The sequence below is a fragment of the Streptomyces sp. PA03-1a genome (assembly GCF_033792805.1).
Classification (GTDB): domain Bacteria; phylum Actinomycetota; class Actinomycetes; order Streptomycetales; family Streptomycetaceae; genus Actinacidiphila.
Genome location: NZ_JARAVO010000045.1, coordinates 1 through 25,773, shown reverse-complemented (window position 1 = coordinate 25,773; position 25,773 = coordinate 1). Strand labels below are relative to the sequence as shown.

Below are 25,773 nucleotides of genomic sequence, written 5' to 3'. Positions count from 1 at the left end.
CGATCCCGCGAGCCAAACCAGACCTTGCTTAAGGTACTTCACCCGCGCACCCGCGGTGACCTGCGGCCGCAACCGCCGGGGGACTCACACCTCGCCGAGGAACCCCGGGTCCGCCGGGCCCGTCCGCCGGGCGAAGTCGGCGGCGAACGCGAGGACTTGGCTCATCGGAACCGCCTGCCGGGTGGTCGCCGCGAGATCGGCGTGGGCCTCCTCGGACCACAGGAACGGGTACACCGCGATCCCCTGCGAGGGCGTGAGGGCAGTTGCCTCCTCGCGCCAGCCCGGCCAGCGCAGCCCGTCGTAGAACGTCTCCAGCCGTCCCGACAGCAGCCAGGCGACCCAACCGGAGTAGTCCATCTCCATCGCCTCCCAGGCGAGGGTGTCGGGCGCGAAGTAGGTCATCTGGCCCGGCATTCCCGGCCGGCCCACGGCCGCGGGAGCGTGGCCGTTGAGCGCGAAGACCCCGCCCACCGCGTCGTGGCCGACGACGAGACCGGTGCCGGGATGCCAGGCCGGGTCGAGGACCGCCGGGAAGCGGTTGACCTGCCCCAGGCTCGGCAGGCCTCCGCCGGCGGCCGGGCCGCCGCCGAACACCCGTACCCACCCGTCGTCCAGCAGCACCCCGCCGGTGTTCAGCACCAGGGCACCCAGCGCCGAACGCGCGGTGACCTGCAACTGCAGCAGGCACCGCATCCCTTCGGCACGATCGCCGGGCAGCACCCGGGCGGCCACGGGGCCACCGGTGAGCCCGGCCTCCAGCTCCGGCCACGCCGGGGTGTCCACGTCGGTCAATTCGTCGATCTGCCGCACCCGAGGATGATCGCAGCCCGATGCCCGCCCGCCGGGGGCGGGGTGGGTGCGGTGCCGCGGAACCTCAGGTCACCTCAGACCGGTTGCGCGTCGAGACCGCCGCACGGCAGTGTGCGAGTCGGTCGAGGGGTCGCTTCCGGCCCATCGGGAGGAGGAAAGGTGAACACGGTCCTCGCATGGCGGCACCTGCTCGGAGGCGTCCTCCTCCTCGCCGGCGTCGTCACGGCGGCGCACGGCTTCGGCACCTCGCAGGCCGGTGGCGCGGGCGGAACGGTCGTGGTCACCGTGGTCCTGGCGGGCTGCGGTGCCCGCCTCGTCCGTACCGCGGCCCCCGGCCGGCGCCGAGCCGGACCGGCGCCCCGGCTCAGCGCCGGTCGTCCCAGGCCGCGTTGCGCAGGAAGTAGGTGTCGTACCGTTCCTGCACCTCCAGCAGGCTCTCCGGGGTGACCTCGCCCAGGGCGATGCGCTGCAAGTGGCGGAAGTACTCGAAGCGTTCGACGCCCGGGGTGATGACGATGAGCATGTCGGCGTCGCACCCGGGCGCCGCGGCGAAGGCGTGCGGGCGGCCGGGCGGGACGACGACCAGGTCGCCGGCGCCTGCGGTGACGACCTCGTCCCCGGACAGGAACCGGGCCTCGCCGTCGAGCATGTAGAACATCTCGGCCGACCGGTCGTGCCGGTGCGGGCGGGCGCCGTCGGCGCCCCCGGTCAGGGTCACGCGCTGGGTGGAGAGCGCGCCTCCCGTCGCACCGCTGTCGGCCAGCAGCCGGACGGTGGTGGGGGCGCGGCCGATGACCTCGGCCTCGGTGGAGCGGACGATCACGGAGGCGTCGAAGTCGGGCACGATCAATGACATGGCGAACTCCTTGTCCGGGTGGTGACGGGTCTTCGGGAACTGCCGGGTCACACGGCGAAGAGCAGGGCGGCGCTGACGAGGACGACGACCGCGGTGGCGAAGTGGATGCCGAAGGCCACCGCCTTGGTGCCTCCGTGCCGCAGGACCACCAAGGTGTCGCCGAGCGGGACGAGCGCCACGACCAGCATGAACCAGGCCTCCGCGCGGGCACCGGCGAAGGCGAGCAGGGCCAGGCCCATCACCCCGAAGGTGGTGTCCCGCAGGCCCTTGACGGTGAGGTAGGCGGCGGTCCCGTCCCCGTCGGCGGGCACGCCGTAGCCGGCGGCCGCGGGGCGGGGCTGGAGCAGGAACCGGACTCCGATGAAGAGCACCAGGAGGTCGAGCACGACGGCCAGGGTGTACGCGGTGGTGGTCACGTCCACATCTCCTTGCTAGCAGCGCTAGGGACAAGAGCGAAGCTAGCAGAGCGCCGACAGAAGGTCTAGCAGTGCTAGAATTTCTCCATGACGATCCGGACGCGCCGGGAGCGCGAGCGAGCCGAGCGCGAGCAGCTGATCATCACGGCCGCGCGGGAACTGGCCGAGGCCGAGGGCTGGGACGCCGTCACCACGCGGCGGCTGGCCGCCGAGATCGAGTACAGCCAGCCCGTCCTGTACAGCCACTTCAAGGGCAAGGACGCGATCATGGCCGCCGTAGCGGTGCAGGGGTTCGCGGAGCTGGCCGCCGAACTGCGGGAGGCGCGCACCGCGGTGGCGGGTCCGCGGGAGACCCTCGCCGCGGTGGGCGAGGCGTACACCGCGTTCGCGCGGCGGCGGCCGGCCCTCTACGACGCGATGTTCACCCACCACGTCGGCCTGCCGTTCGCCACGCCCGAGGCCCCGGCGGCCCTGCGCGAGGCGTTCGGCGAACTGCTGCGGGCCGTGGAGCCGGTCGCGGGCGCCGGCGACGCGCCGGACCTCCTCACCGAGACGTACTGGGCGTCCCTGCACGGCCTGGTCACCCTCATGCGCAGCGGCCGGCTGCCGGAAGGGGCGCACGAGCGCCGCCTCACCCTGCTGAACGGGCGCTTCACTAACGGCGGTTGAAGCACGGCGGCGGCACACGCCGCACCCCCACCGCCCGGCACCGCTCAGGGGACGAGGACGGTGAGCGAGGTGGCGATGACGGCGAACCCCAGCTGCTCGTACCGCCGGCGAGCGGGATTGCCGTCGCTCACCGCCAGGGCGATCCTCGGGAGACCGCCGGCCGCCGCGTCCGCCAGCGCCCGGCGCAGCAGCCGGGAACCGAGGCCGGCGTGGCGGGGGTCCGGCTGCCGGAAGACCGTCGCGACCCACGGGAGGCCGTCCCGGTCCGTCACCACGACCCCCGCGACGACGTGGCCGTCGCCGTCGACGGCCAGGGTGCTGCACGGCAGGACCGGCCCGAGCACGGCGCCCGACAGCACCGGAGCCAGCTGGGCTTCGAGGGCCTCCTCGTCACTTCCTTGATGGTGGTCGGGATGGCCCGGCCCGAAGGCGGCACGCCACGCGGGGAACAGCTCGTGTGCCTCCCGGTCGCAGGGTACGGCGCACAGTCCGTCCGGCAGGGGCGCCGGGGCCCACTCGCGCGGCGGGGGGTCGGCGACGAGGTCGCGCTCCATCGTGTGCGCGTGCCGGAGGACCCGGGCACCGTGCCGGACGAGCTGCTCCCCGAGTTCGACGGAACCCGACACGGCCCACCCCGGCATGCCCGCGAGCACGGCCGGTACGGGGTCCGGTCCCACCGCCTCCGCGAGGTCGGCCCACGGCCGGCCGTCCCGGACCCCCTCGACGTACGTCAGTTCCGGCAGTCCCCCCGGGCCGCGCAGGACCAGGCGCTCTTCTTCGTGCACGGCCACTCAGTACCCGCCCACCGGCATCGGCATCGCTCTCATGCGGCCCATGCTGCGGGCCGCCCGCCGGTGCGGGCAACCGGTTTCCGGCCGGGGGACGCCCTGCCGCACCGGCGCACCCACGCACCGGTGCGTCGGTGCGTCGGTGCGCCGGACCCTCAGGCCTGCGGGGCCGGGTAGGTCGGGTACTCGACCTCGGACACGTGCTGCACGACACGGATGACCTGGCACGAGTAGCCGAACTCGTTGTCGTACCAGAGGTAGAGGATGGCGTTGTCGCCGTCGACCTTGGTGGCGCCGGCGTCGACGATCGAGGCGTGCCGCGAGCCGATGAAGTCGCTGGAGACGGCGTCGGGGGCGCTGATGTAGTCGATCTGGCGCTTGAGCGGCGAGGTCAGCGACACCTCGCGGAGGTGGTCGAGGACCTCCTCACGGGTGGTCTCCCTGGCGAGCTGCAGGCTGAGGATCGCGATCGAGACGTCCGGCACCGGCACGCGGATGGAGCTGCCGGTGATCCTGGCCTTGAGGTCGGGCAGCGCCTTGGCGACGGCCGAGGCGGCACCGGTCTCGGTGATGACCATGTTGAGCGGCGCCGAACGGCCGCGGCGGTCGGAGCTGTGGTAGTTGTCCAGCAGGTTCTGGTCGTTGGTGAACGAGTGGACCGTCTCGACGTGGCCGCGCAGGACGCCGTACTCGTCCGCCATCGCTTTCAGCGGGGGCACGATCGCGTTGGTGGTGCAGGAGGCGCAGGACAGGATCCGCTCGTCCGGCTTGATCATGTCGTGGTTGACGCCGTGGACGACGTTGGGGACGTCGCCCTTGCCCGGCGCGGTCAGGACGACCTTGTCGACGCCGGGGCGCAGGTGCTGCGAAAGGCCTTCGCGGTCACGCCACTTGCCGGTGTTGTCGATGAGGATGGCGTCCTTGATGCCGTACGCGGTGTAGTCCAGCGACGTCGGGTCGTCGGCGTGGATCACCTTGATGGCGTTGCCGTTGGCGACGATCGTGCTGTTCGCCTCGTCGACGGTGATCGTGCCCTGGAACTGGCCGTGGATGGAGTCGCGGCGCAGCAGCGAGGCGCGCTTGACGAGGTCTTCGCCGGCCCGTCCGGCCCCCTTGCGGACGACGATGGCGCGCAGCCGCAGGCCGTTGCCGGAACCGGCCTTCTCGATCAGCAGCCGGGCGAGGAGGCGGCCGATGCGGCCGAAGCCGTAGAGGACGACGTCGCGCGGCTCACGCCGCTCGATCTTGTTGGCACCCGTGGCGCCCGCGACGGCCGCCGCGGTGAACTCGGCCACCGACAGCCCGCGGTCGTCGGCCCGGTACGTCGCGGCGAGCATGCCGAGGTCGATCTGGGACGGGCCGAGGTCGAGCGTGGTGAGTGCGTGCAGGAACGGCAGCGTCTCGGTGACCGAGAGCTCCTCGCCGGCGATCTGCCGGACGAAGCGGTGGGCCTTGAGGATGCTGATCACCGACTTGTTCACCAAGGAGCGGCTGTGCAGCAGGACGGTCACGTCCCGCTCCCTGTGCAGCTTCCCGATGATCGGAATCATCGATTCCGCGATCTCCTCGCGGTGCTTCCAGTCGGTGAACGAGTCCTCGTTGACAGTCACAGGCTTATCTTTCGAGCTAGGCGGTGCTCATATGTTAACCACACCGCCATCTCGCTCTTGCCGCGGGTCCCACCGGGTGACGTCAGGAGACGGCGACGACCCCCACCGCCGCCGAGCCGGTCTTCGCGCGCAGGAGGACGTCGTAGAGGTACCGGTCACCGTCGCGCGGCGCCACGACCGCCCGCGCCCCGGTCGGCAGCGCCCGGGACACGGCCTCGTGCCGCTCCCCCGGCGCCGACCCGCTGACCGCCACGAGCCGCACCGAGGTGCTGCCGATGTTCTCGAACGTCACGGAACGGGTCCGGGGACAGGGGCCGTCGTGCTCACCGGTGCAGTGGAAGCGGACGTCGCCGAGGTTCACCAGCCCGCACGAGACGTCGGTGGCGAAGGCGAAGTGCGAGGAGCAGACGGCCCCCACCCGCAGGTCCTCCGCGGGGGCCTCGGCGGCCGTGCCACCGGGGCGGGGCGCGTCCGCGCAGGAGACGGCGGACACACCGAGTGCGGCGGTGGCGAGTGCTGCGGGCAGGAGTGCTGTGCGCACCTGTGGCTCCAGAAGTGGTGCAGTCGGTGAGTCCCGCTCACCGGGGTGCCGCTCCACGCCGGACCGGCGCGGGCGAAGGACGGGAAAGGGCAGGACAGGGGGCCCCGAACAGGGGGCCCGGATGCGGGTGGGGCCCGGAAGCCGTGGCTCACGGGCCCCACCCTCAGCGCGTCGGAACGGGCGCCGGCGACCGGATCAGCGGTCGTTGTGCGCGGGACGCTCCGTGGCGATGACGTCGCCCGCGTACACCAGCGCGGTGCGGTGGTTGTACTGGATGGTGTACATCTTCTTGGCGCCGAAGACGACCTTGCCGTCGTTCTTGAAGTAGTCGTCGGTCAGGGCGGGCGGCGCGGTGGCGACGTACGCCTGGCCGGACGGGATGCTGTACATGCTCAGCGGGGCCTGCGAGGAGGCGCCATACCCGGCCGGGTACTCCGAGGCGTCCGGGTAGCTGGTGCCGTACACCTTGCCGGGCGGCGTGGCGGGCGTCACGCCGGCCTTGATGAGGGTGTAACCGCCGTGCGCCGGAACGGTGTTGGCGCAGTGCGGGTTGTAGAACCACACCTTCGCGCCGCTGAACCAGATCGCGGTCCAGGCGCCCTCCTTGCCGGCGACGACGAACTGCTGGCCGGCCTGCACGGTGTTGCCCCAGTCGTTGATCCGGTCGGTGCCGGCGGCACCGGAGTGGATCGCCGGGTCCCCGAAGAGGGGCGCGGTGCTGCTGGGGGCGGTGCGCACGAACAGGGTGTTGGCCGCCTGCGTCACCTTGGTGCACTCGGGGGTGGCACCGGTCGGGTCCTCGGACGGGCAGATCTCGGCGGTCTGCTGGTTCCGCTCGAAGCCGGGGGCGATGGTCACCACCGAGCCGATGTCACCGACCCCGTGCTCGCCCGTGACGGGCGCGCCGAGCAGGGCCATGAAGTGCTCCCAGTCCCAGGCGGTGCCCGGGTCCCAGTGCATGCCCGCGACGTAGGACGACGCAGGGCCGACAACGTTGTCGTGGCCCAGGATGTGCTGCCGGTCGAGCGGGATGTCGAAGCGCTCGGCCAGGTACTTCACCAGCTCCGCCGTGGCCTCGTACTGCGCCTCGGTGTACCAGTCGGCCCCGTGCGCCGCGTAGCCCTCGTGCTCGATGCCGATGGAGTGCATGTTGGTGGAGTAGTTGCCCGCGTGGAAGGCGATGTCCTTCGTGGGCATCATCTGCGTCACCGCACCGTCCGACGACCGCATCACATAGTGCGAGGCGGTCGTGCTGCCCGGGGCCTGGAAGGTGGCGATCGCCGACTCGTACGAGCCCTCGGTGTCGTGGATGACGATGGTGTCGATGCGGACCCCGTTGGCGGGCCGGCTGGAGACCTGGCCGTTGGTCGACGCCGCCGGCACGAAGGTGCAGTCCACGGTGGCGGGGCACTCGACGTCGGCGGTCGCCGCGGCCTTCAGGTGCAGCTTCGCCAACTGGCTCGTGGCGGGCTTGACCTGCGGCGCGGCGGCGAGGCTGACCCGCTGCCCGTCCGTCGTGGTACGGCCGGCGCCCTTGGCCAGGGTGGCGAAGACACGGTTCGCGAACGCCTTGGCACCCTGCGCTTGCGAGGCCTGGCTGTAACGGGCCACGGCTCCGTACCAGTCGCCGGGTTCGGCGGAGGCGGTTCCGGCCGTGGCCTGCTGGTACGACGCGAGGAGCGCCGCGCCGCCGCGGATGTTGGCCGCCGGATCGTTCCTCAGCTCCCGCGCCGACAGGCCGGTGAGCTTCGCCGCGGCCTGGAGGGTGTGCAGGGCCGGGTCGGCGACGAAGGACGCGAGGTCGCTGCGGCCGGCCGCTCCGGCGTCACCACCGGCCACCATCTCCGCCGTCACGTCGGTGAGGTGCATCGGACCGTAGCCGCCGCTCGCGCTGTGCGCGCCCGCGTGCCCGTCCCACGCCGACTCCTGGTACGCCACGGCCAGCAGCACCTGCTCCGGCACGTGGTACTCCTCGGCCGCCGCGGCGAAGTCGCGCTGCCGGGCGGTCTCCGCCGGCGCCGCACCGGTGGCCTGCGCCGTCAACGGCACGGCCACCGAACCCGCGATCACCAGCGCGCCGACCGCGGCCAGCAGACCGGGCCTGCGCCGCCTGGCGTGCCGGCGTATGGATGTTTCTGATGTCATGAACGATCCCAAATCTTGAACGTGTGAGGCCAATTCCCCTGGCCGGACGTCGATGTGACGCTCCATCGGCCCGTGGAAGGCTCGCGGATTCTACCCACGCCGAATCCCCGGAACTTGAGGCACCGTCACTATCGAGCCACCGTCGCGCGGTTCGCCGGCGGCGGGCCGGATCCTCCGGACGGCGAGCGGGAAGAGCGCGGGGGTCCATCAGCCGAATTCCCGGCATCCGCCGCAACTCCCGCACCCGCGAGGGGGAACCGGGAGGCGTGAGGGGCGGGGACCGCATCGGCGGCCGAACTCGGCCGGTGCATCGCAGTCGCACGACCTCCCGGTGCGTCACCGCCCCGACGGTGGAAGCTCACGAAGATCCCTCTTCTTGTCCGGACGGGCGTGCACGCGAGAGCCGCAGACCCCGGGCCAATAGCTTGCTGCGTCAAGGAGTAGATCAGGAAAGTGCTGCACCATGCAAGTAACTGCGACGCATAATGGCGTCAATCGGTTCATTCACGACGCCGCGTCTCACCATGCGACCCTGGACGCCCTCACTCGTCACCGCCTTGACAGGTGACTTTTTTCTGTGCGAAAGTCATCACCACTTCAATAGGTGATCAGATCGGTCATCGCGTCCCCGGAACCGAGGAGAGGCCGCGTGAGCCAGGCTGTGGATTACGACTACGTCGTGGTGGGCGCGGGAACGGCCGGCAGTGTGCTGGCTTCGCGCCTGTCCGAGGACGGCGGCGCCCGCGTCCTCCTGCTGGAAGCGGGCGGCCCCGACGTGCCGGAGGCGATGCCGGTTCCCCCCGCGTGGCCGCGGTTGCTGGGCACGTCGTCCGACTGGGGCGACCGCACGACCGAGCAGGCCGCCACCGGCACGTCCGTGGCGCTCGCCCGGGGCAGGGGCCTCGGCGGGTCGTCGGCGATCAACGCCATGGTCTTCACCCGCGGGCACCGCAGCGCCTATGACGCGTGGGCCGCCGGCGGCGCGAAGGGCTGGGGCTTCGACGCCCTCCTGCCGTACCTCATGCGCAGCGAGCGCGCGGAGGGCCGCGACCCCCGCACGCGCGGGCAGCACGGACCGCTGGCCGTGGCCCCCGCCCGCGAGCCGAACCCGGTGCTGGAGGCCTGTCTGGAAGCGGCCGCGGAAGCGGGCCACCGCAGGGCGGCCGACATCAGCTCCGGGCTGGAGGAGGGATTCGGCTGGCCTGACCTGAACATCGTCGACGGCCGGCGTCAGAGCGCCGCCGACGCCTACCTCACCCCCGCGTCGGGACGGGCCGGCCTGCGCGTGGTGACCGGTGCGCTCGTCCACCGCGTCCTGCTGGACGGCGACCGCTGCACCGGGGTGGCGTACACCGCCGGAGGAGAAGAGGTCACCGCCCGCGCCACCCGTGAGGTGATCCTCACGGCCGGCGCCATCGGCACCCCGCACCTGCTCATGCTCTCGGGCATCGGCCCCGGCCGGCACCTGCGGGAGACCGGCGTTGAGGTCGTCCACGACCTGCCCGGCGTCGGGAGCGGCCTGCAGGACCATGTGATGGCCGGTCTGGTCTACTCCGCCGCCCGCCCGGTCCCCGCCGCGCGGAACAACCACGGGGAGGCACTGGGCCTGCTGCGCAGCACGCCCTCCGCCGACGCCCCCGACCTGCAGATCATCTTCGTCGACGTCCCGAGCCATGCGCCCGCCCTCGCGGGGCCGCGTGAGGGCTACACGATCCGCGTCTCGCTGATGCGCCCGCACAGCCGCGGCACGGTGCGGCTCGCCTCATCCGCGCCCGGGACCGCCCCCCTGATCGACCCGGACTACTACGCCGACCCCCGTGACCTGCGGACCATGGTCGCCGGCATCCGCGCGGCCCGTGAGATCGGCCGGGCCAGGGCGCTCGACGGCTGGCGCGGCGAGGAGGTGCTGCCCGGCGTGGACGTCGACGACGACGCGGCGGTCGCCGCCTACCTCCGCAGGGGCCTGGCGTCCTACTTCCACCCGGTCGGCACGTGCAGGCTCGGCACCGACGAGGGCGCCGTGGTGGACGAGGAGCTCAGGGTCCGCGGCATCGACGGGCTGCGCGTCGCCGACGCCTCGGTGATGCCGTCGATCGTCTCGGGGAACACCAACGCGACGGTCTACGCCATCGCCGAGCGGGCCGCCGAGTTCGTCTCCCGGAAGGGGGCGTGATGACCGCGGCCGACCACGAGAAGCAGCCGGAGCGCGGGGCCCCCGTGGCGCGCCGCACCATGCTCGGCATGCTCGGCGCCGGCGTCGCCGGCGTCGCCGCCGCACCCTGGCTGCAGCGCGGCTGGGAGAACTTCCTCGGCGCGGCCTCCCAGGCCGACCCCACCGGGCTCACCGGGGTGCTCCCCAACCCGGGCGGCTTCCGCTACTACAGCGTCGTCGGCTCGGTGCCCCGCAAGGACGAGCGGACCTACCGGCTGAAGGTCAACGGTCTCGTCGACCGTCCGCGGACGTACACCCTCGACGACCTCCGCGCGCTCCCGCAGCAGCGGATCGTGCGCGACGTGCAGTGCACCGACGGCTGGCGGGTGGCGGACACCCCCTTCGAGGGCGTGCCGCTGTCGGACCTCCTGGACGCGGCAGGGGTGCGCCCGGAGGGCAAGGCGATCCACTTCACGTGCTTCGACGGCGTCTACACCGAGAGCCTGACCCTCACCCAGGCGCGCCGCCCCGACATGCTGGTCGCCCTGAAGATGCAGGACAAGCCCGTCAGCCACGAGCACGGCGGCCCCGTCCGGCTCTACGCCGCGCCGATGTACTTCTACAAGTCGGCCAAGTGGCTGTCCGGAATCACCGTGACCGACGAGGTCATCCCCGGCTACTGGGAGGAGTACGGCTATGACGTCGACGGCTGGCTCGACGGCGCCGACCAGCGCGGCGACGCGCAGGCCGCCTGAACGCTCCGGGCGCGTACTGCGGTTCACCAGGGCCGAGCGCTGGGTGCATCGCGGCACCGGTCTGCTGATGCTGGTGTGCCTGGTGACCGCGGCCTGCCTCTACCTGGGGCCGCTGGCCCAGCTCGTCGGCCGCCGCCACCTGCTCGCGACGGTCCACGAATGGTCGGGGATCCTGCTGCCGCTGCCCTTCCTGCTCGGACTCGCCTCCCCCGCCTTCCGCGCGGACCTGCGCAGGCTGAACCGCTTCGCCCCGTACGACAAGCGCTGGCTGCGGGCCGCGCGCCGGCGGCTGACCTCGCCGGACATGCGTCCCGCCGGCAAGTTCAACGCCGGTCAGAAGCTCTACGCTGGCTGGCTCGCCGGGGTCGTGCTGGTCATGACGGCCACGGGGCTGCTGATGTGGTTCACGGGCCTGCTGCCGGCGGTCTCCCGCACCAGCGCGATCTTCGTGCACGACCTCCTGGCCTGGGCCATCGCCCTGGTGCTGATCGGGCACATCCGCAAGGCGTTCCAGGACCCCGAGGCGCGGCTCGGGATGCGCACCGGGTACGTCTCCCTGGGCTGGGCGCGGCGATGGCACGCCCACTGGCTGGACGAGGACCGCCCGGCGGCCGAGGACACGCCGGAGCGCTGAACGTCGCCGCGCCGCACCCACGCAACGCCCGGGTGGCCGGGCCCCGTTCTGCGGGGCCCGGCCACCCGGGCGTATCGACGGGCACTCGCTCCCCCGCGCGGCGGTGTGCTACGCGGACACGGCCGTCCGCGGCGTGGCCGCCTTCTTTCGCGCGCGGTACGCCGCCGCCTTCACACGGTTGCCACAGGGGTCCATGGCGCACCACTCGCGACGGCTGCCGTGCGAGCGGTCGAGGTAGATCTGCGTGCACTCCGGCCTGCTGCACTCCTTGACCAGCTCCGCGTCCGGGCCGCTGAGGAGCCGCACGGCCTCCCGGGCCAGCGACGACAGGGCCTGCTGCGGCGTCGCCTCGACCCTGCGCCCGTCCCTGGTGAGCTGCGGGACGGCGGACGGCCTGCGTGCCGCCGCGTTGAGGAGCGCGAGCGCGTCGGTGTCGTAGTCCTCCTTGTTCAGCGCGGACCTGACGAGCGAGAAGACCGCCTCCCGCAGGGAGACCGCCTCCGCCACGTCGGACGGCTGCGAGAGGACGTCCCCGTCGACGAGCCCCGACTCGCGGAACCAGGCGTCGAGGCTCTCGGGCGTGGTGAGCATCTCCTGGGGCTCCGGGTTGCGACGGCGCCTCAGGGTTCCCACGAAGTCCAGCACGGGCATGCCGCACTTGAACACATGCATCATGTCACCATTTTGACAGGTGACGAACAAGAGGGCAAGGCACCGGCCCGACGGCGGCACACCCATTCTGCCCACTGCAGCCCGCCGGCGTGCCGGCGTGCCGGCCTCGACGGCGAACAGGCGGAGGTCTCAGGCCGGGGTCAGGCGGAGGCGCCCTGGTCGGTCGCCACCCGGCCCAGCGCGATGGTCAGCGCGGCGAGGTCCTGGTCGGCGAAGGGTTCGACGAGGTGGCGTCGCACGCTGGCGAGGTGCGTCGGCCAGGCCTGCTCCAGGCGCTCGAGCCCGGCGTCCGTCAGCACGGCGTTCCAACCACGGCCGTCCTCGGCGCACTTGACGCGTTCCACCCAGCCGTGCTTCTCGAGCCGGATGACGACGCGGGTCATCCCGCTCAGGGAGAGGCTGCAGGCGGCGGCGAGTTCGCTCATCCGCATCGCGCGCCCCGGGGTCTCGGACAGGTGCCTCAGCGGCGTGTACTCGGAGAGCGGCAGCCCCGCCCCCTCGACCATGTCGGCGTCGACGGCACGCGGGAGCTCCAGGAGCACCCGGCCCAGCGCGCGCACGAAAGCCTCCTCCCTCGCGCTGAGGGGCTGCAACTGCTGCTTCGTGGACGCCATCCCCCCACTTTAGCTTCTTGACGGGTCAATGAGGCCTCAATGATCGGCACTCCGGCGAGAACCGGTGCGAGCACATGCCTTTGACAGTTGTCGACCGGTCGTCTAGCTTCAAATAGGCGACCGGTCAGTTAGTTCCTCCGGTCCGCCCATCCCCCCATCGCACAGCAACGAAAAGAAGCGGAGAGCCTCCTGTGGCCACCCCCGTCAAGCTCGCCATCGTCTACTACTCGTCGACCGGCACCATCACCGAGATCGCCAGGGAACTGCACGACGCCGCGGTCAAGGCCGGCGCCGAGGTGCGCCTGGTGAAGACGGCCGAACTCGCCCCCCAGGCCGCCATCGAGAGCAACCCGGCCTGGGCCGCCCACCACGCGGCGAACACGCACGTCCCGCACGCCACGCCCGAGGACGTCGAGTGGGCCGACGCCGTGATCTTCGGCACCCCCACCCGCTTCGGCAACGTCTCGGCGCAGCTCAAGCAGTTCATCGACACGCTCGGCGGGCTGTGGGCCGAGGGCAAGCTGATCGACAAGGTCTACAGCGCCTTCGTCTCCAGCGCCACCGCGCACGCGGGCCAGGAGGCCACGCTGCTGGCCCTCTACACCTCGATCCACCACTTCGGCGGCATCACCGTCACCCCGGGCTTCACCCAGCCCTCCAAGTTCGTCGACGGCAACCCCTACGGCACCTCCCACGTGGACGGCCAGGGCAACAACCCCGTGGACGAGGTCACCCGCACTGCCGCCCGGGTCCAGGCCGAGCGCGTCGTGCGCGTCGCCGCGCAGCTCAAGGCGGCCTGACCCCTCCCGGCACCCCGCCGGCAGCGGCGCCGCGCGGCAGGCCCCCTCACCGGGGGAACCGCGCGGCGCCGCTCCCCACATCCTCACCGAACCCACGAACAGGGAGATGCGGAAACATGCGCGTCGAGATCTGGACCGACATCGCCTGCCCTTGGTGCTACGCCGGCAAGGCCCGTTTCGAGCGGGCCCTCGCCGGCTTCGAGCACCGTGACGGCGTCGAGGTGGTACACCGGTCGTTCGAGCTCAACCCGGACGCCAAGAACGGCACGACACCGATCATCGACGCCGTGGCCGCGCAGTACGGGCGCACCCGCGAGCAGCAGGTCGCACGGGAGGAGCACGCCGCGTCCGAGGCGCGCACCGAAGGACTGGACTTCCGGATCGGCGGCCGCGTCCACGGCAACACCTTCGACGTCCACCGCCTCCTGCACTTCGCCAAGGAGCACGGCGTCCAGCAGGAGCTCCTGGACCTCGCCTTCCGGGTGAACTTCGCGGACGAGCGTTCCGTCTACGACACGGAGACCCTGCTGGACCTGGCGGCCGAGGCGGGACTGGACCGGGCGCAGGCAGGCGCCGTCCTGGCCGACCCCGACGCCTACGCCCAGCAGGTACGGGCCGACGAGCGGCTGGCCGCTGAACTCGGCGCCGGCGGCGTGCCGTTCTTCGTGCTGAACCGGAAGTACGGCGTGAGCGGACTGCAGCCCGTCGAGCTGTTCACCCGTGCCCTGGAGCAGGCGTGGGAGGACCACGCGGGGGCCCGGGCCTGACGCCCGGCCCCGGGGGGCTCCCGCAGTACCCCTGCGCGGCGCGTTCCCCCGTGGCGGGCGCCGTGGCGTGAGGGAGACATACGCGCACATGACCAGGGACAACGCCCGGAACGCCGCGCTCGGGGAGTTCCTCCGCTCACGCCGCGCGAAGATCTCCCCCGCGCAGGCCGGCCCGGTCCCCGAACCGCCCGCGCCCTGCGCCTGACCGACGACGAACGGGTCCATCTGTTCACCGTGGCCAGGTCCTCCGCCCCACCGCCCCGGCGCCCCGTCCGCTGCCGCCGCAACAGGTCCGTCCGGCCCTGCACCGCCTCCTGGAGCCGATGACCGAGGGCCCCGCGCTGGTGGTGGGGCGCCGCACCTGCGTCCCGGCCGCCGACCGGCTCGCCCATGCGCTCCACACCGGCTTCGACGCGCTCCCCCAGCGGCAGCGGAGCATGGCCCGCTTCATCTTCCTCGACGCCCGCCTCTACTCCGGCAAGCACCCCCACGACCCCCGGCTCGCCGAGCTGGTCGGCGAACTGTCCGGGCGCGACGAGGACCTCCCGACGTGGTGGGACGGCCACGGCATCAAGCGCCACCGGCGATCCGGACCAGATCCTCGGCGTCCGCACCGCGGAGCCCGCGACCGCCTCCGACCGGGCCCTGCGCCGGCTCGCCCAGTGGGCCGAACAGGGCGGCCAGCGGCCCGACCGGCCCAGTCATCTGACTTTCACACTTAAAGTCAGCTGTTAGCCTGGCCCCGCAGGCCGATCCACGCCTGCGCCGAGGGCTGCCGCACACCGCCCGGGGCCGCCGACGACCGCGCGGCCGTCCGGGCAGGGCGCGCCCGCAGGAAGGAGGCACGATGCACATCAAGGGGTCGGTCGCCCTGGTGACGGGCGCGAGCCGCGGCATCGGCCGCGCCTTCGCCCGCGCGCTCATCACGCACGGCGCGTCCAAGGTCTACGCGGGCGTCCGCGATCCGGAGAGCCTCGTCGACCAGAGCCTGGTGGACGACACCCTCGTACCCCTGCGCCTGGACGTCACCAAGCCCGACGAGGTCGCCGCGGCGGCCGCCGCGGCCGGCGACGTCAGCATCGTCGTCAACAACGCGGGCACGGGCGGCGCCGGCACCCGTCTGCTGGAGGGTTCCTTCGACGGCGCGCGCCAGGCGATGGAGGTCAACTACTTCGGCACCTGGGCCGTTTCCCGGGCCTTCGCCCCGATCCTGGCCGCGAACGGGGGCGGGGCGCTGGTCAACATGCTCTCGCTGGCGTCCTGGGTCGGCCAGCCGCTGATCCCCGGGTACGCGGCCTCCAAGGCGGCCGCATGGTCGCTGACCGACACCCTCCGGCAGGCCCTGCACCCCCAAGGCACGCTGGTGGTGGGCGTCCACGCGAGCTTCGTGGACACCGAACTCAGCGCGTGGACCGACGCCCCGAAGATCAGCGCCGGGACCGTGGCCGAACTGACCATGGACGCGCTGCTCCACGACCGGCCGGAAGTCCTCGCCGACGAGGAGACCCGGCGCGCCAAGTCCGCGCTCTCCGGACCCCCGAGCCCCACCCCGGGCGCATGACGCGGCGGCGGCCCCGGACGTCTCCGTCCGGGGCCGCCGCCGTGAACTCACGGCCTGTGCAGCCAGCCGGTCAGCGGCCGGCGGTCTGGCCGCCGTCGACGGGCAGGGTCACGCCCGTCACGAACGGCGCGTTCTCCAGGTAGAGCACCGCCTCGACGATGTCGGCGATCTCGCCCATGCGCCCGACCGGGTGCAGCTCGGCCAGCCACTCGTGGGTCTCCACCGGGTGCATCGGGGTCTTGATCGTGCCGAGCGCCACCGCGTTCGCCCGGATCCCCTGCTTCGCGTACTCGGTCGCCAGCGCCCGGGTCGCCGACTGCAGGCCGCCCTTCGTGAGCGAGGCCAGCACCGACGTGATCTTCGCGTCCGCCTGGTCCCCGAGGCTGCTGGAGATCTGGACCACGTGCCCGCCGCCCTGCTGCAGCATCCGCTCCACCGCCAGCTGCGTGATGCGGAAGAAGCCGTCCACGTTGATGCCGAGCACGGCGCGGTACTCCGCCTCGGTGTACTCCGTGAACGGCTTCGCCACGAAGATCCCCGCATTGTTGACCAGCGTGTCCACCCGGCCGAAGCGCTCCACCGCCGTCGCGATCACCCGCTCCGCGGTCGCCCACTCGGCGATGTCGCCGCGGACCGTCACGACGCCCGGGTCCGCCGAGTCGCCGATGTTCCGCGACGTGGCCACCACCGCGTACCCCAGCTTCCGGTACGCCTCGACCAGACCGGCACCGATGCCCTGCGACGCACCGGTGATGACCGCGACCTTCTGACCCTCAATGCTCATGGTGTTACTTCTTCCAGGGGGGTGTCATGGGGAATCCGGTACTAGACGACCGGTCACATATAACGTAGACGACCGGTCGAGAACTGTCAAAGACCCGGAACCCGGACGGGGGCGGCGCCGCCGGAGGCGGCTTCCCGAGGGGCGGGCAGGTCCAAGCGGTGCGGGAACCCGATGCGCAGCACGAACGCCGCCGCGGCGGCGGCCAGGACGACCAGTGCCGCCAGGACCAGTGCCTGCTGGTAGCCGTGGCGCAGCAGCGGCGCGACGGCCACAGGGCCGAGGATCTGACCCACCGAGTAGCCGGCGGTCAGCAGGGCGACCGCACGTGGGAACCGCAGATGCGTCCCGGCCGCGAGGGCGACCGTGCTCACGCCGATGAAGGTGGCGCCGAAGAGGAACGCCGAGACGAGCGCGGCGGCGGACCCCCCGACCAGGGCCGGCAGGGCGATGCCGGCGGCCTGCACGACCAGCGCGGCGAGCAGCACGTCCGGGCGGGACCAGCGCCGTCCCAGCCACGCCCACAGCGCGGCGGAGGGGACGGCCGCCACCCCTGCCAGCACCCACGCGGCGGTGCCGAGCGGTCCGGGTGAGCCCTGGTCGATCGCGGCGACCAGGAAGGTGCCGGCGATGATGTAGCCGACGCCTTCCAGCGTGTACGACGCGAACAGGGCACCGAACCAGCGGTGCGTGCGCGGCGCCGCCGTCCGCCCCGGCGCTCCGGGGGCCGCATCGACCGACGCGGCCGGCGCGTCCGGCGCGTCCGGCGCGTCCGGCGCGTCCGGCGCGTCCGGCGCGGGTTCCGTCCGCATGGTCCACGCCGGCACGGCGAGCAGCGCGGCGAGTGCGGCGGACGCCCACCACGCGGCCCGCCAGTCGGCGAAGCCGCGCAGGACGAGGACGAGCAGGCCGGACAGCGCGATCCCTGCGCCGACCCCGCCGAAGCCCCAGCCCGGCAGGTGTGCGGGGTGCGCGCGCAGCCGCCCGAGGAGCGCGCTGACGGCGATGACGAAGACCGTCGCGCTCACCGTGCCCGCGACCAGCCGGAGCACCAGCCATACGGCGGTCGCGTGCGTGAGCGGCATGGCGGCAAGGCTCACGACGAGCAGCACCAGCGAACCGCGCAGGACGGCGGCGGAGCGCGTCAGCCGGGGGAGGACGGTCCCGGCGAGCGCTCCGGCGAGGTAGCCGACGTAGTTGGCCGTCGCCAGGTGCGCACCGGCCCCGGCCGTCAGGCCCGCTTGAGCGTGCATCAGGGGGAGGATCGGGGTGTAGACGAAACGGCCGACCCCCATGGCCGCCGCCAGCGCCGCCCCGGCCCGGGCCACATGGGCCCAGGGCGACCCGGGGGCGCCGCCGCGTGCGGCGGCCGGGCGCCGGGTTGATTGGATCATGACACATTCCTCGACGGGTGGGTTCCGGGACGGGACCGGACGGACCACGGCTCCCCGTCGCGACCGTGTCCGGGCGGCGGGGAGCCGTGTGTGGTGCCGCGTGCGGCGGGCGTGCGCCGTCAGGCGTCGCCGTTCGCCTTCCCCGGGTCATTGGGGTGGGACTGCACGGCGGTGACGGCCGCGGCCATCCACGGCCACAGCGGCAGCGTGCCGAGGACCTTCTCGTACAGCTCGGCCTCGTCGGCGGCGCGCCAGAGGCCGATGCTGCGCAGTTCGCCCACGGGGCGCCACAGCCTGACGAGGTGGCCGGCGGCGGCCAGTTCCCCGGCGCGGACGGCCTCGGCCGCGCGACGCCGGTCCACCTCGGCGGGGTCGGTGCCCTCGGGGACGGTGGTGGTGAGTTCGACCAGGAACTCCTTCACGGTGTTGCCTCTCTTCGAAACTGCCGGAACCTTCGACGGGCGGGCACGCGGCCGGACCGGTGTACGAACCGCCGGTCCTGCGCCCTTCCACCCTGCGCCCACGGGCGGGGGCGGCGCCACGACCGCCGCCCTCCCTGCTGGGAGGCGGAACCTCGCAACGCGCTCCACCCGGCGGACGGGGGGCCTTCGGCCTCAGTGGTCGGTGACGATCCGCGAGACGTGGTAGGCGCGGATCAGCCAGTCGTCACCCTCGCGCTGCAGGACCAGCGAGAGGTGCACGGCGGCCTCCCAACCCTCCGCGCCCCGGAAGACGACGTCGGCGAAGCCGCCGGCCACCCGGTCGCCGATGCGGTAGCCCTGCACCTTCCCCACGTCCGCCCAGCGGTCCTCCGTCACGGCCTCGTAGTAGGCGCGCACCGCGTCACGGCCGGCCGTGGTTTCGGGCCCGAACCCCTGGAACAGGGCGTCCACGGTGAACAACTCGGCCATCTCGTCCGGCCGGTGGCCGTCGAAGGCGGCCTTCCAGCGGGACAGCGTCTCGCGCATCGGGTCGTTCGCGGCGTCCTTCGGGTCAGCGCTCATGTCGGTTCTCCTCTGTGCTCAACGGTAGGAAGAACGGCACCCGTCCGCGTGCGGAGGGCGGCCGGATCAGTGGATGGCCGATGATAGTCGACCGGTCTAATAAAAATAGTTGGGCGGTCGTATACTGGCAAACACGGGCCGCACCGTGACGCCGGCGAGAAGCCCGCCGCCGGCACCGCCCGCCCCGCGCCCACCGCGCGAACGACCGTCGCCGCCCCGCAGGAGGAACACTCACATCATGGTCTCGCCACTGGCCGCACTCGGGGTCGACGCCCCGGTCCTCGCCGCGCCGATGGCCGGCGGTCCCACCACCCCCGCGCTGGTCACCGCGGCCGCCCGAGCCGGCGGCCTGGGCTTCCTGCCCGGCGGATACCGCACCGCGGCGGCGCTCGCCGAGCAGATCGCCGCGGTCCGGCCCGGACAGGTGCCCTTCGGCGTCAACCTCTTCGCACCCAATCCCGTCCCGGTGGACCCCGACGCCTTCCGGCGCTACGCACGCGCCATCGCGCCCGACGCCGGGACGCACGGCATCGACGCGCAGGCGGCGGAGATCGTCGAGGACGACGACCACTGGGCGGACAAGGTCGACCTGCTGCTCTCCGACCCGGTGCCGGTGGTCAGCTTCACCTTCGGCGTCCCGCACGCCTCGGTCGTCTCCGCGCTGCGCGCCGCCGGAAGCCTGGTCGTCCTGACCGTCACCTCGGCCGCGGAGGCCCGGGCCGCCGCGGAGGCGGGCGCGGACGCACTGGCCGTGCAGGCGTCCGCCGCGGGCGGGCACTCCGGCACGCTCACCCCGCAGCACGTACCGGCGGCCGTCCCCCTCGAGGACCTGCTCGGCGAGGTGCGCGCGGCGGTGCCCCTGCCGCTCGTCGCCGCCGGAGGCCTGGCGACCCCGGCCGCCGTGGCCGGTGCGCTGCGGGCCGGAGCCGACGCGGTCATGGTCGGCACCGTCCTGCTGCGCGCCGAGGAGGCCGGCACCTCCGCGCCGCACCGGGCGGCGCTGGCCGACCCGGCACGCACCGGGACGGTGGTGACCCGGGCGTTCACGGGTCGTCCGGCGAGGGCACTGCGCAACGGCTTCACCGACCGCCACACCGGGCACGCTCCGGCCGGCTACCCGGCCCTGCACCATCTGACCAGCCCGATGCGCAAGGCGGCCGCCGCCGCGGGCGACCCCGAGCGGATCAACCTGTGGGCGGGCACGGGCTACCGCCACGCCACCGAGGAGCCCGCGGAGCGGATCCTGCGGCGGCTGGCGTCCGCAATCTGATCCCGGGGCACACGGGCGGGCCGCACACGGCGGCCCACCCGGCCCCGGGCCCGGTCCCGGTCCCGCCGCTCAGGTCAGTGCGACGCCGAGCAGGACCTCCAGCTGCGCGATCGTCTCCTTGGGGTCCTTGGCGTGGACGCCCGCGAGCCCCAGCTGCGCCGCGGGCGCCAGGTACTGCTCGGTGTCGTCGACGAACACGCAGGCCTCGGCGGGCAGACCGAGCTTCTCCAGCGCCAGTTCGAAGATGGCGGGCTCGGGCTTGCGCATCCCGTGGTGCTCGGAGATGACCACCGCGTCGTACGAACCCTCCAGGTCGTGGCCGTCGTAGAGGTCCCACGGCGCGGAGCCCACGGAGTTGGACAGGATCCCCACGCGCACCCCGGCGCGCCGGGCGGCGGCCGCGGCGTCGATCAGGGCCGTCTCGGGGCGGAGGTCGGCGAAGATCCGGCCCATGAGGTTGTCGGGCGCCACGCCGAGGCTGCGGGCCGCCGCGATGTTCCATTCCACCTGGGTGATCGTGCCGCGTTCGAGGTCGTGGGTGCGCCGGGTCCCCTCCTCGTCGAGGTAGAGCGCGGTGATGCACGCCCCCTCGGCCAGTCCCTCGCGCCGTTCGAAGGCGAGCACGGCGGGCAGCAAAGGCGTGGTGAGGACACCGCCGAAGTCGAGGATCAGGCCGGTGCGGTGGGACATGACGGAACTCCTGCGGTAGCGACGAGGACGCCTGCCGCCGCGATGCGGACGCGGCAGCCGCGCGATGGGCCGTCCGCCGGCGACGCTGCCGCACGGTGCCCGAGGGGGCCGGCCGGGAGCGGCGGCCACACGGGCGGCACGCACGGGGCGACGACCGGACGTCATCCTGCCATCCCCTTCCGCGGCCCGCCCGGCCACCCCTCCCCCGGACCTCAGTGGGCCCCCGGACGACGTCGGCAGTGCGTCACCTGCGTCACCACCTTGACCGGTGACGCATGCGCGTGCGAGGGTTGCCGCCGGGAGAACCCCGGGAACAGGAAAGAAGGTTGGGAATGATCGACAGGCGGAGCTTCGGCAAGGTTTTCGGTGCGGGCGCGGCCGCGGCGTCACTCGCGGGGCTGTCGGGCCTCGCGTCGCAGCCCGCCTCGGCGGCGACACCGCACGGGCCGCGGCCGGGCACCGGGGGACCCGCATCCGTCCGGGGGACGTACACCTCCCTCGGCGCCCTCAAGCAGGTCGACGCCGGCGTCCTGAACATCGGTTACGCCGAGTCCGGCCCCGCCGAGGGCCCCGTGGTGATACTCCTGCACGGCTGGCCGTACGACATCCACAGCTACGTCGACGTCGCACCCCTGCTGGCGGCGGAGGGCTACCGCGTCATCGTCCCGCACCTGCGCGGCCACGGCACGACGCGCTTCCGCTCCCCCAGGGCCTTCCGCAACGCCCAGCAGTCGGTGGTCGCGCTCGACGTCATCGCCCTGATGAACGCCCTGCGGATCGAGAAGGCGGTCCTCGCCGGCTACGACTGGGGCTCGCGGACCGCCGACATCATCGCCGCGGTCTGGCCGGAGCGCTGCAAGGCCCTGGTCTCCGTCACCGGTTACCTGATCACCAACCGCGAGGCGAACAAGCAGCCGCTGCCGCCCAAGGCGGAGTGGGCGTGGTGGTACCAGTACTACTTCTCGACCGAGCGCGGACGGCTCGGCCTGGAGGAGAACCGGCACGACCTCGCCCGGCTGGTCTGGCAGTTCAACTCCCCCACGTGGGAGTTCGACGACGCCACGTTCCGCCGCACCGCGGCGTCCTTCGAGAACCCGGATTACGTGGCCATCGTGCTCCACAACTACCGCTGGCGGCTGGGCCTCGAGAAGGGCGATCCGCGCTACGACCGCCTGGAGCGGCGCCTCGCCGCAGGCCCGATGATCGGGGTGCCCACCATCACCCTCGACGGCGAGGCCGACCCGTTCACCCCGGCCGGGGAGGGGGCCGCCTACCGCGCCAAGTTCTCGGGGAAGTACGCCCACCGCACGCTGAAGGGCATCGGGCACAACGTCCCCCAGGAAGCACCGGAGGCCTTCGCCGCGGCCGTCGTCGACGTCGACGCCTTCTGAAGAGCCGCGCCCACCGGCAGGGGGCGGGCGGCGGCGTGACCGCCCGTCACGGAGATCGGTTCGGGGCGGATCGGGAGCACGGCACCCTCGGAGCCGGGCGACCCGGTCCGCCCCTTTCCGCTCCCTCATCGGCCAGGACACCGCCGGCTGCATCCGGCTCGCGGGCGAGGCCGTACCCGGCGTAACCCTCCTCCGCGCGGCCGTTGGCGAGTCCCCCTCGGGTCCCGACAGCGGCACGGACACGGCCGTCGTCGGCACCCACCGCCCGCACCTCGCCGTCCCCCGCCAGGGTCCGCTGTCATCGGCGCCCACCCGTCGCGGTGGCGCGGTGCGCAGGCACGGCGTTCGCGGTGGCCTGGCAGGAACCCCCGGGAAGCAGGCCACCGCCCCCGGCCGCGGGGCGGACGAGGGCGGTAGGGCCGGCCGGCAGCCGTGCGATCAGCCGAAGGTGAAGGAGTAGGCGCTGAGTCCGGGCGAGAGCTTCAGCGTCAGGACGCCCTGCCGGGACGAACTCCCGGTCACCACACGGTGGATGCCGGGGGCGCCGGAGACGGTGAAGGTGCTGGTCCTCCCGTCCAGGGTCGCGGTGACGGTTCCCGTGCCGCCGACGTCGAGGTAGACGTCGCGGGCGAAGAAGTCCAGGGTGATCCCGGCGTTCCGCCCGCTGGTGATCGCCTCCTCGCCGGCGTCCCAGGCCCCGGTCAGGGCGGCCTGTCCCGGCAGGAGCGTCTCCGGGCGGCGGAACTCACCGGTCCCCGTGGCCACGGGTCCGTTCACCACCGCCGCGCTGCGGCCCGCCCCCAGCGGGATCTCCGGGGTCTGCCTCCCGTCGGTCGGGGTGTCGTCGGGTACGTCGGTGGGGGGCGGCAGCGCGGTGCCGGGGCGCGCGTCGGTGAGCAGCCGCCGGATCAGCGACTCGGTGCCGCCGTAACCGCCCTCGCCCACGGCGACGTGCCGGACCCTGCCCCGGGCGTCGATCAGGTACTGGGTGGGCCAGGCCTGGTTGCCGAAGTTGTCCCAGGTCGCATAGGAGTTGTCCAGGGCCACCGGGTAGTCGACGCCGAGCCGCCGGGCGCCCGCCGCGACGTTGCCGGGGACGCGCTCGAAGGCGTACTCGGGGGTGTGCACGCCGATCACCACGAGGCCGTCGGACCGGTAGTTCCCGTACCAGGCGTCGACGTGCTCGATGGCGCGCTGGCAGTTGATGCAGGAGTAGGCCCAGAAGTCGACGAGGACGACCTTGCCGGCCAGTGACTCCTTCGTCAGCGGTGCGTTCCCCGGGGTGTTGAGCCACTGCTGGATCCCCGAGATCTCCGGCGCCGCGCCGCAGTCCAGGAGGACGGAGGCCGGTTCCTCCGCGCAGGAGCGCAGCTCCCGTGAGCCGGACGGGCCGTGCCCACCGGGGAGCCCGGGGCCGGCGATCGCGTCGTTGATGCGCGAGGTGTAGTCGGGGACGGCACGCTGCACGACGTCGGTGAGGTTGAAGGTGAGGCCGAAGGCCAGGACGACGAAGGTCAGTCCGGCGGCGAACCGCACCCCCCGCTGCCGTTCGCGGAACGCGCGCACCCGCTCGCCGACCCTGCGGCCTGCGAGCGCGAAGAAGAGCAGCGGCACCGCCGTGCCGACGGCGAAGGCGACGGCGAGCACGACCGTCCCCGCGCCGATCCGGTGCGTGGCGCCGGCGACGGCGATCGCCGCCAGGACGGGCCCGGCGCAGGGCACGTAGACCGTGCCGAGAACGAGTCCCAGGAGGAAGCCGCCGCGTCCGCCACCGACCCGCCGCTGCCCGATACGTGCGAACGGGCGCTCCAGCAGGTCCTGCACCGCGGGGAACATCATGGCCACGCCGAGCAGGAGAAGCACCCCGAGTCCCACCCACCGCAGGATGTCCGGGGGCACCGGCAGGGCACCGAGCACGAGGGTGCCGAACAGCGTGATGAGGCTGAAGCTGACGACCAGCCCGGCCATCACCGCGTACGGCCGGCTCCTGCGCGCCGGTTCGGCCGCCTGCCCGGACGCCGGGACCCCTCCCGAGAGGAAGACCAGGGGCAGGACGGGGAGCACGCACGGGGAGACGGCGGTGACGAATCCGCCGACCAGTCCGATGAGCAGCAGCGTGAGCAAGACGACCTCCGGACGGAGCCCTCACGGACGGCCCCGGGGGGAACGGCGTCGTGCCGGGGCCCGTGGCCCCGGCACGACGCGGACGGACGGTGCCGCCGCGGGTGGGGCCGGGGCCCGTGGCCCCGGCACGACGCGGACGGACGGTGCCGCCGCGGGTGGGCGGCGGCGGGTACGGCGTCAGACGACGGTGGCCTCGACGGTCACCGGGATGGCGAGCGCCTTGGAGTAGGGGCAGATCTGGTGGGCGCCCGCACCGAGTTCGTCGGCGGTCTTCTGGTCCACGCCGCCGACCTCCAGGTGCAGCACGGCGCTCAGGCCGTAGTCGCCCTGTTCGTGCCGGTGGTGGAGGGTGACCTCGGCGACGACGGCCACGTCGGGCACGCGCACCTTGCGCTGCGCCGCGGTGATCTTCACCGCGCCCAGGAAGCACGAGGCCCATCCCGCGGCGAGCAACTGCTCGGGGTTGGTCGCCCCGCCGTTGCCGCCGAACTCCTCCGGGACGGCGAGGGTCAGGTCCAGGTGCCCGTCGCTGGACGCCGCCCGGCCTCCGTTGCGGCCCTCGCCGGTGGCGGTGACGACGGCGGTGTAGTGCGTCTCGGTCACGATCATGCCTCTCTCGCGCGTCCCGGGCCGGTCGCCCCAGCGGATCACCTGTCCGGGTGGTGCGACTGTCGCAGAACCTTTCATCACCTGTCAAACAGGTGACGCACTACGTCCCCTTGCCGCCCACCCCGCGACCCGTGAGGTGAATCACTTCCTTGACAGGTGACGAAATGGGGGACATCGTCAACGGGAACGACACCCTTCGGCGGAGGAGACGACGCGATGCCGCCCACGCAACACAAGACCCCCGATGCCGCCGCGGCGGCGCGCAGGGCCCGGTTCGGCAAGCTGCCGGAGCGCGTCCGGCCCGAACAGATGGTCCAGGAGAGCCCGGCCACGGCACCCGACCCGGCCCGGGACGTGTACACCGCCGACGACTGGCTCGTCCGCTACTGCCTGTGAACCCCACCGGCTCCGCCGGCCGAGCAACGGAGGTCTCCCCCGTGCGCATCCCCAAGCCGCTCCTGGCGGCATCCCTGACGGTGCTCGCGGCAGCCGTGAGCGTCGCCTGCTTCGCCCAGGTCGTCTGACCGCCCCGCCCCCATCGCCACCACGCCGGCCCGCCCCGACCACCGTCGGGAGCGGGCCGGCGCCGTCGCACCCGGGGTGCGGCCGGAGCCGGCGGCCACGCTTGACGCATGTGAGACGACCGGTCATATTGGTTCTTCGGTGCAGGCCCGCCCGTCGCTCCGGCGTGACGGGCGGGCCTGCACCGAAGAACCAATA

The 25,773-nt window shown here is 73.1% G+C and carries 28 protein-coding genes; 12 read left to right on the top strand and 16 right to left on the bottom strand.

Annotated elements, in window-relative coordinates:
• Window positions 1–84: 84 nt before the first annotated feature.
• The 3 genes from PV341_RS12785 to PV341_RS12775 form a co-directional block, all read right to left on the bottom strand.
• Window positions 85–810 carry a DUF2625 family protein gene (locus PV341_RS12785; RefSeq protein ID WP_500325179.1) on the bottom strand — a complete coding sequence of 242 codons (726 nt, stop codon included), beginning with the start codon at window positions 808–810 and terminating at the stop codon, window positions 85–87.
• 364 nt (window positions 811–1,174) lie between these two features.
• A complete protein-coding gene (locus PV341_RS12780; RefSeq protein WP_500357779.1) occupies window positions 1,175–1,666 on the bottom strand; it encodes a cupin domain-containing protein in 492 nt (163 codons plus the stop codon).
• Between the two features lie 47 nt (window positions 1,667–1,713).
• Window positions 1,714–2,082: a DUF4267 domain-containing protein gene (locus tag PV341_RS12775; RefSeq protein ID WP_500325183.1), complete on the bottom strand. Its 369-nt coding sequence runs from the start codon at window positions 2,080–2,082 to the stop codon at window positions 1,714–1,716.
• An 87-nt stretch (window positions 2,083–2,169) separates the two neighbouring features.
• On the opposite strand from PV341_RS12775, the gene PV341_RS12770 reads away from it, so the two are divergent.
• Entirely contained in the window at window positions 2,170–2,751 is a 582-nt protein-coding gene (locus PV341_RS12770; RefSeq protein ID WP_500325185.1) for a TetR/AcrR family transcriptional regulator, read from the top strand.
• Between the two features lie 44 nt (window positions 2,752–2,795).
• Here PV341_RS12770 and PV341_RS12765 read toward each other — a convergent pair whose 3' ends face one another.
• From PV341_RS12765 to PV341_RS12750, 4 genes are all read right to left on the bottom strand, one after another.
• Window positions 2,796–3,536, bottom strand: a complete 741-nt coding sequence (locus PV341_RS12765) for a GNAT family N-acetyltransferase (RefSeq protein WP_500357777.1) — start codon at window positions 3,534–3,536, stop codon at window positions 2,796–2,798.
• A gap of 158 nt (window positions 3,537–3,694) precedes the next feature.
• Complete coding sequence (locus PV341_RS12760; RefSeq protein ID WP_500325188.1) at window positions 3,695–5,149, bottom strand: glyceraldehyde-3-phosphate dehydrogenase; 1,455 nt, start codon at window positions 5,147–5,149, stop codon at window positions 3,695–3,697.
• Window positions 5,150–5,231: 82 nt separating this feature from the next.
• Window positions 5,232–5,690 (bottom strand): hypothetical protein, encoded by a 459-nt coding sequence (locus PV341_RS12755; protein ID WP_500357775.1) that lies wholly within the window; start codon window positions 5,688–5,690, stop codon window positions 5,232–5,234.
• A 195-nt stretch (window positions 5,691–5,885) separates the two neighbouring features.
• Complete coding sequence (locus tag PV341_RS12750; RefSeq protein ID WP_500357774.1) at window positions 5,886–7,835, bottom strand: N-acetylmuramoyl-L-alanine amidase; 1,950 nt, start codon at window positions 7,833–7,835, stop codon at window positions 5,886–5,888.
• 661 nt (window positions 7,836–8,496) lie between these two features.
• Between PV341_RS12750 and PV341_RS12745 the strand changes: the two genes are divergently transcribed.
• From PV341_RS12745 to PV341_RS12735, 3 genes are read left to right on the top strand one after another with little or no spacing between them, the layout of a single operon-like run.
• Window positions 8,497–10,008 carry a GMC family oxidoreductase gene (locus tag PV341_RS12745; RefSeq protein ID WP_500325256.1) on the top strand — a complete coding sequence of 504 codons (1,512 nt, stop codon included), beginning with the start codon at window positions 8,497–8,499 and terminating at the stop codon, window positions 10,006–10,008.
• Window positions 10,009–10,067: 59 nt separating this feature from the next.
• Window positions 10,068–10,742, top strand: a complete 675-nt coding sequence (locus PV341_RS12740; protein WP_500325257.1) for a molybdopterin-dependent oxidoreductase — start codon at window positions 10,068–10,070, stop codon at window positions 10,740–10,742.
• Entirely contained in the window at window positions 10,684–11,376 is a 693-nt protein-coding gene (locus PV341_RS12735; RefSeq protein ID WP_500325194.1) for a cytochrome b/b6 domain-containing protein, read from the top strand. Before PV341_RS12740 ends, PV341_RS12735 begins: the two co-directional genes overlap by 59 nt.
• Before the next feature lie 108 nt (window positions 11,377–11,484).
• Here PV341_RS12735 and PV341_RS12730 read toward each other — a convergent pair whose 3' ends face one another.
• On the bottom strand, window positions 11,485–12,048 hold the full coding sequence (locus PV341_RS12730; protein WP_500325259.1) for a CGNR zinc finger domain-containing protein: 564 nt from the start codon (window positions 12,046–12,048) through the stop codon (window positions 11,485–11,487).
• Window positions 12,049–12,188: 140 nt separating this feature from the next.
• Window positions 12,189–12,662, bottom strand: coding sequence for a MarR family winged helix-turn-helix transcriptional regulator (locus PV341_RS12725; protein ID WP_500325196.1), 474 nt, complete (start codon window positions 12,660–12,662; stop codon window positions 12,189–12,191).
• A 191-nt stretch (window positions 12,663–12,853) separates the two neighbouring features.
• Between PV341_RS12725 and wrbA the strand changes: the two genes are divergently transcribed.
• The 4 genes from wrbA to PV341_RS12705 all read left to right on the top strand — a co-directional run bounded on the left by wrbA (window position 12,854) and on the right by PV341_RS12705 (window position 15,790).
• Window positions 12,854–13,462 carry an NAD(P)H:quinone oxidoreductase gene (gene wrbA / locus PV341_RS12720; protein ID WP_500325197.1) on the top strand — a complete coding sequence of 203 codons (609 nt, stop codon included), beginning with the start codon at window positions 12,854–12,856 and terminating at the stop codon, window positions 13,460–13,462.
• Between the two features lie 116 nt (window positions 13,463–13,578).
• A complete protein-coding gene (locus PV341_RS12715; RefSeq protein WP_500325198.1) occupies window positions 13,579–14,229 on the top strand; it encodes a DsbA family oxidoreductase in 651 nt (216 codons plus the stop codon).
• A gap of 323 nt (window positions 14,230–14,552) precedes the next feature.
• A complete protein-coding gene (locus tag PV341_RS12710; protein ID WP_500325199.1) occupies window positions 14,553–14,951 on the top strand; it encodes an MmyB family transcriptional regulator in 399 nt (132 codons plus the stop codon).
• Window positions 14,952–15,076: 125 nt separating this feature from the next.
• Window positions 15,077–15,790: an SDR family oxidoreductase gene (locus PV341_RS12705; RefSeq protein ID WP_500325201.1), complete on the top strand. Its 714-nt coding sequence runs from the start codon at window positions 15,077–15,079 to the stop codon at window positions 15,788–15,790.
• Window positions 15,791–15,860: 70 nt separating this feature from the next.
• On the opposite strand, the gene PV341_RS12700 is transcribed toward PV341_RS12705, so the two are convergent.
• The 4 genes from PV341_RS12700 to PV341_RS12685 all read right to left on the bottom strand — a co-directional run bounded on the left by PV341_RS12700 (window position 15,861) and on the right by PV341_RS12685 (window position 18,969).
• A complete protein-coding gene (locus PV341_RS12700; protein ID WP_500325203.1) occupies window positions 15,861–16,574 on the bottom strand; it encodes an SDR family NAD(P)-dependent oxidoreductase in 714 nt (237 codons plus the stop codon).
• Window positions 16,575–16,660: 86 nt separating this feature from the next.
• Window positions 16,661–17,965: a YbfB/YjiJ family MFS transporter gene (locus PV341_RS12695; protein WP_500357772.1), complete on the bottom strand. Its 1,305-nt coding sequence runs from the start codon at window positions 17,963–17,965 to the stop codon at window positions 16,661–16,663.
• 119 nt (window positions 17,966–18,084) lie between these two features.
• Complete coding sequence (locus PV341_RS12690; RefSeq protein WP_500325207.1) at window positions 18,085–18,387, bottom strand: muconolactone Delta-isomerase family protein; 303 nt, start codon at window positions 18,385–18,387, stop codon at window positions 18,085–18,087.
• A gap of 192 nt (window positions 18,388–18,579) precedes the next feature.
• On the bottom strand, window positions 18,580–18,969 hold the full coding sequence (locus PV341_RS12685; protein ID WP_500325209.1) for a YybH family protein: 390 nt from the start codon (window positions 18,967–18,969) through the stop codon (window positions 18,580–18,582).
• Between the two features lie 238 nt (window positions 18,970–19,207).
• Between PV341_RS12685 and PV341_RS12680 the strand changes: the two genes are divergently transcribed.
• Window positions 19,208–20,239, top strand: a complete 1,032-nt coding sequence (locus PV341_RS12680) for a nitronate monooxygenase (RefSeq protein WP_500325211.1) — start codon at window positions 19,208–19,210, stop codon at window positions 20,237–20,239.
• A 69-nt stretch (window positions 20,240–20,308) separates the two neighbouring features.
• Here PV341_RS12680 and PV341_RS12675 read toward each other — a convergent pair whose 3' ends face one another.
• On the bottom strand, window positions 20,309–20,929 hold the full coding sequence (locus PV341_RS12675; protein WP_500357770.1) for an HAD-IA family hydrolase: 621 nt from the start codon (window positions 20,927–20,929) through the stop codon (window positions 20,309–20,311).
• 332 nt (window positions 20,930–21,261) lie between these two features.
• On the opposite strand from PV341_RS12675, the gene PV341_RS12670 reads away from it, so the two are divergent.
• On the top strand, window positions 21,262–22,320 hold the full coding sequence (locus PV341_RS12670; protein ID WP_500357768.1) for an alpha/beta fold hydrolase: 1,059 nt from the start codon (window positions 21,262–21,264) through the stop codon (window positions 22,318–22,320).
• Window positions 22,321–22,758: 438 nt separating this feature from the next.
• On the opposite strand, the gene PV341_RS12665 is transcribed toward PV341_RS12670, so the two are convergent.
• Together PV341_RS12665 and PV341_RS12660 are read right to left on the bottom strand one after the other, a co-directional pair.
• Window positions 22,759–24,444: a cytochrome c biogenesis protein DipZ gene (locus PV341_RS12665; protein WP_500325217.1), complete on the bottom strand. Its 1,686-nt coding sequence runs from the start codon at window positions 24,442–24,444 to the stop codon at window positions 22,759–22,761.
• 177 nt (window positions 24,445–24,621) lie between these two features.
• Window positions 24,622–25,053, bottom strand: a complete 432-nt coding sequence (locus PV341_RS12660) for an Ohr family peroxiredoxin (RefSeq protein WP_500325219.1) — start codon at window positions 25,051–25,053, stop codon at window positions 24,622–24,624.
• A 216-nt stretch (window positions 25,054–25,269) separates the two neighbouring features.
• Between PV341_RS12660 and PV341_RS12655 the strand changes: the two genes are divergently transcribed.
• Together PV341_RS12655 and PV341_RS12650 are read left to right on the top strand one after the other, a co-directional pair.
• Window positions 25,270–25,449: a hypothetical protein gene (locus tag PV341_RS12655; RefSeq protein WP_500325221.1), complete on the top strand. Its 180-nt coding sequence runs from the start codon at window positions 25,270–25,272 to the stop codon at window positions 25,447–25,449.
• Window positions 25,446–25,577 carry a hypothetical protein gene (locus tag PV341_RS12650; protein WP_500325223.1) on the top strand — a complete coding sequence of 44 codons (132 nt, stop codon included), beginning with the start codon at window positions 25,446–25,448 and terminating at the stop codon, window positions 25,575–25,577. The genes PV341_RS12655 and PV341_RS12650 overlap by 4 nt, the downstream gene beginning before the upstream one ends.
• The last annotated feature ends 196 nt before the right edge of the window (window positions 25,578–25,773 follow it).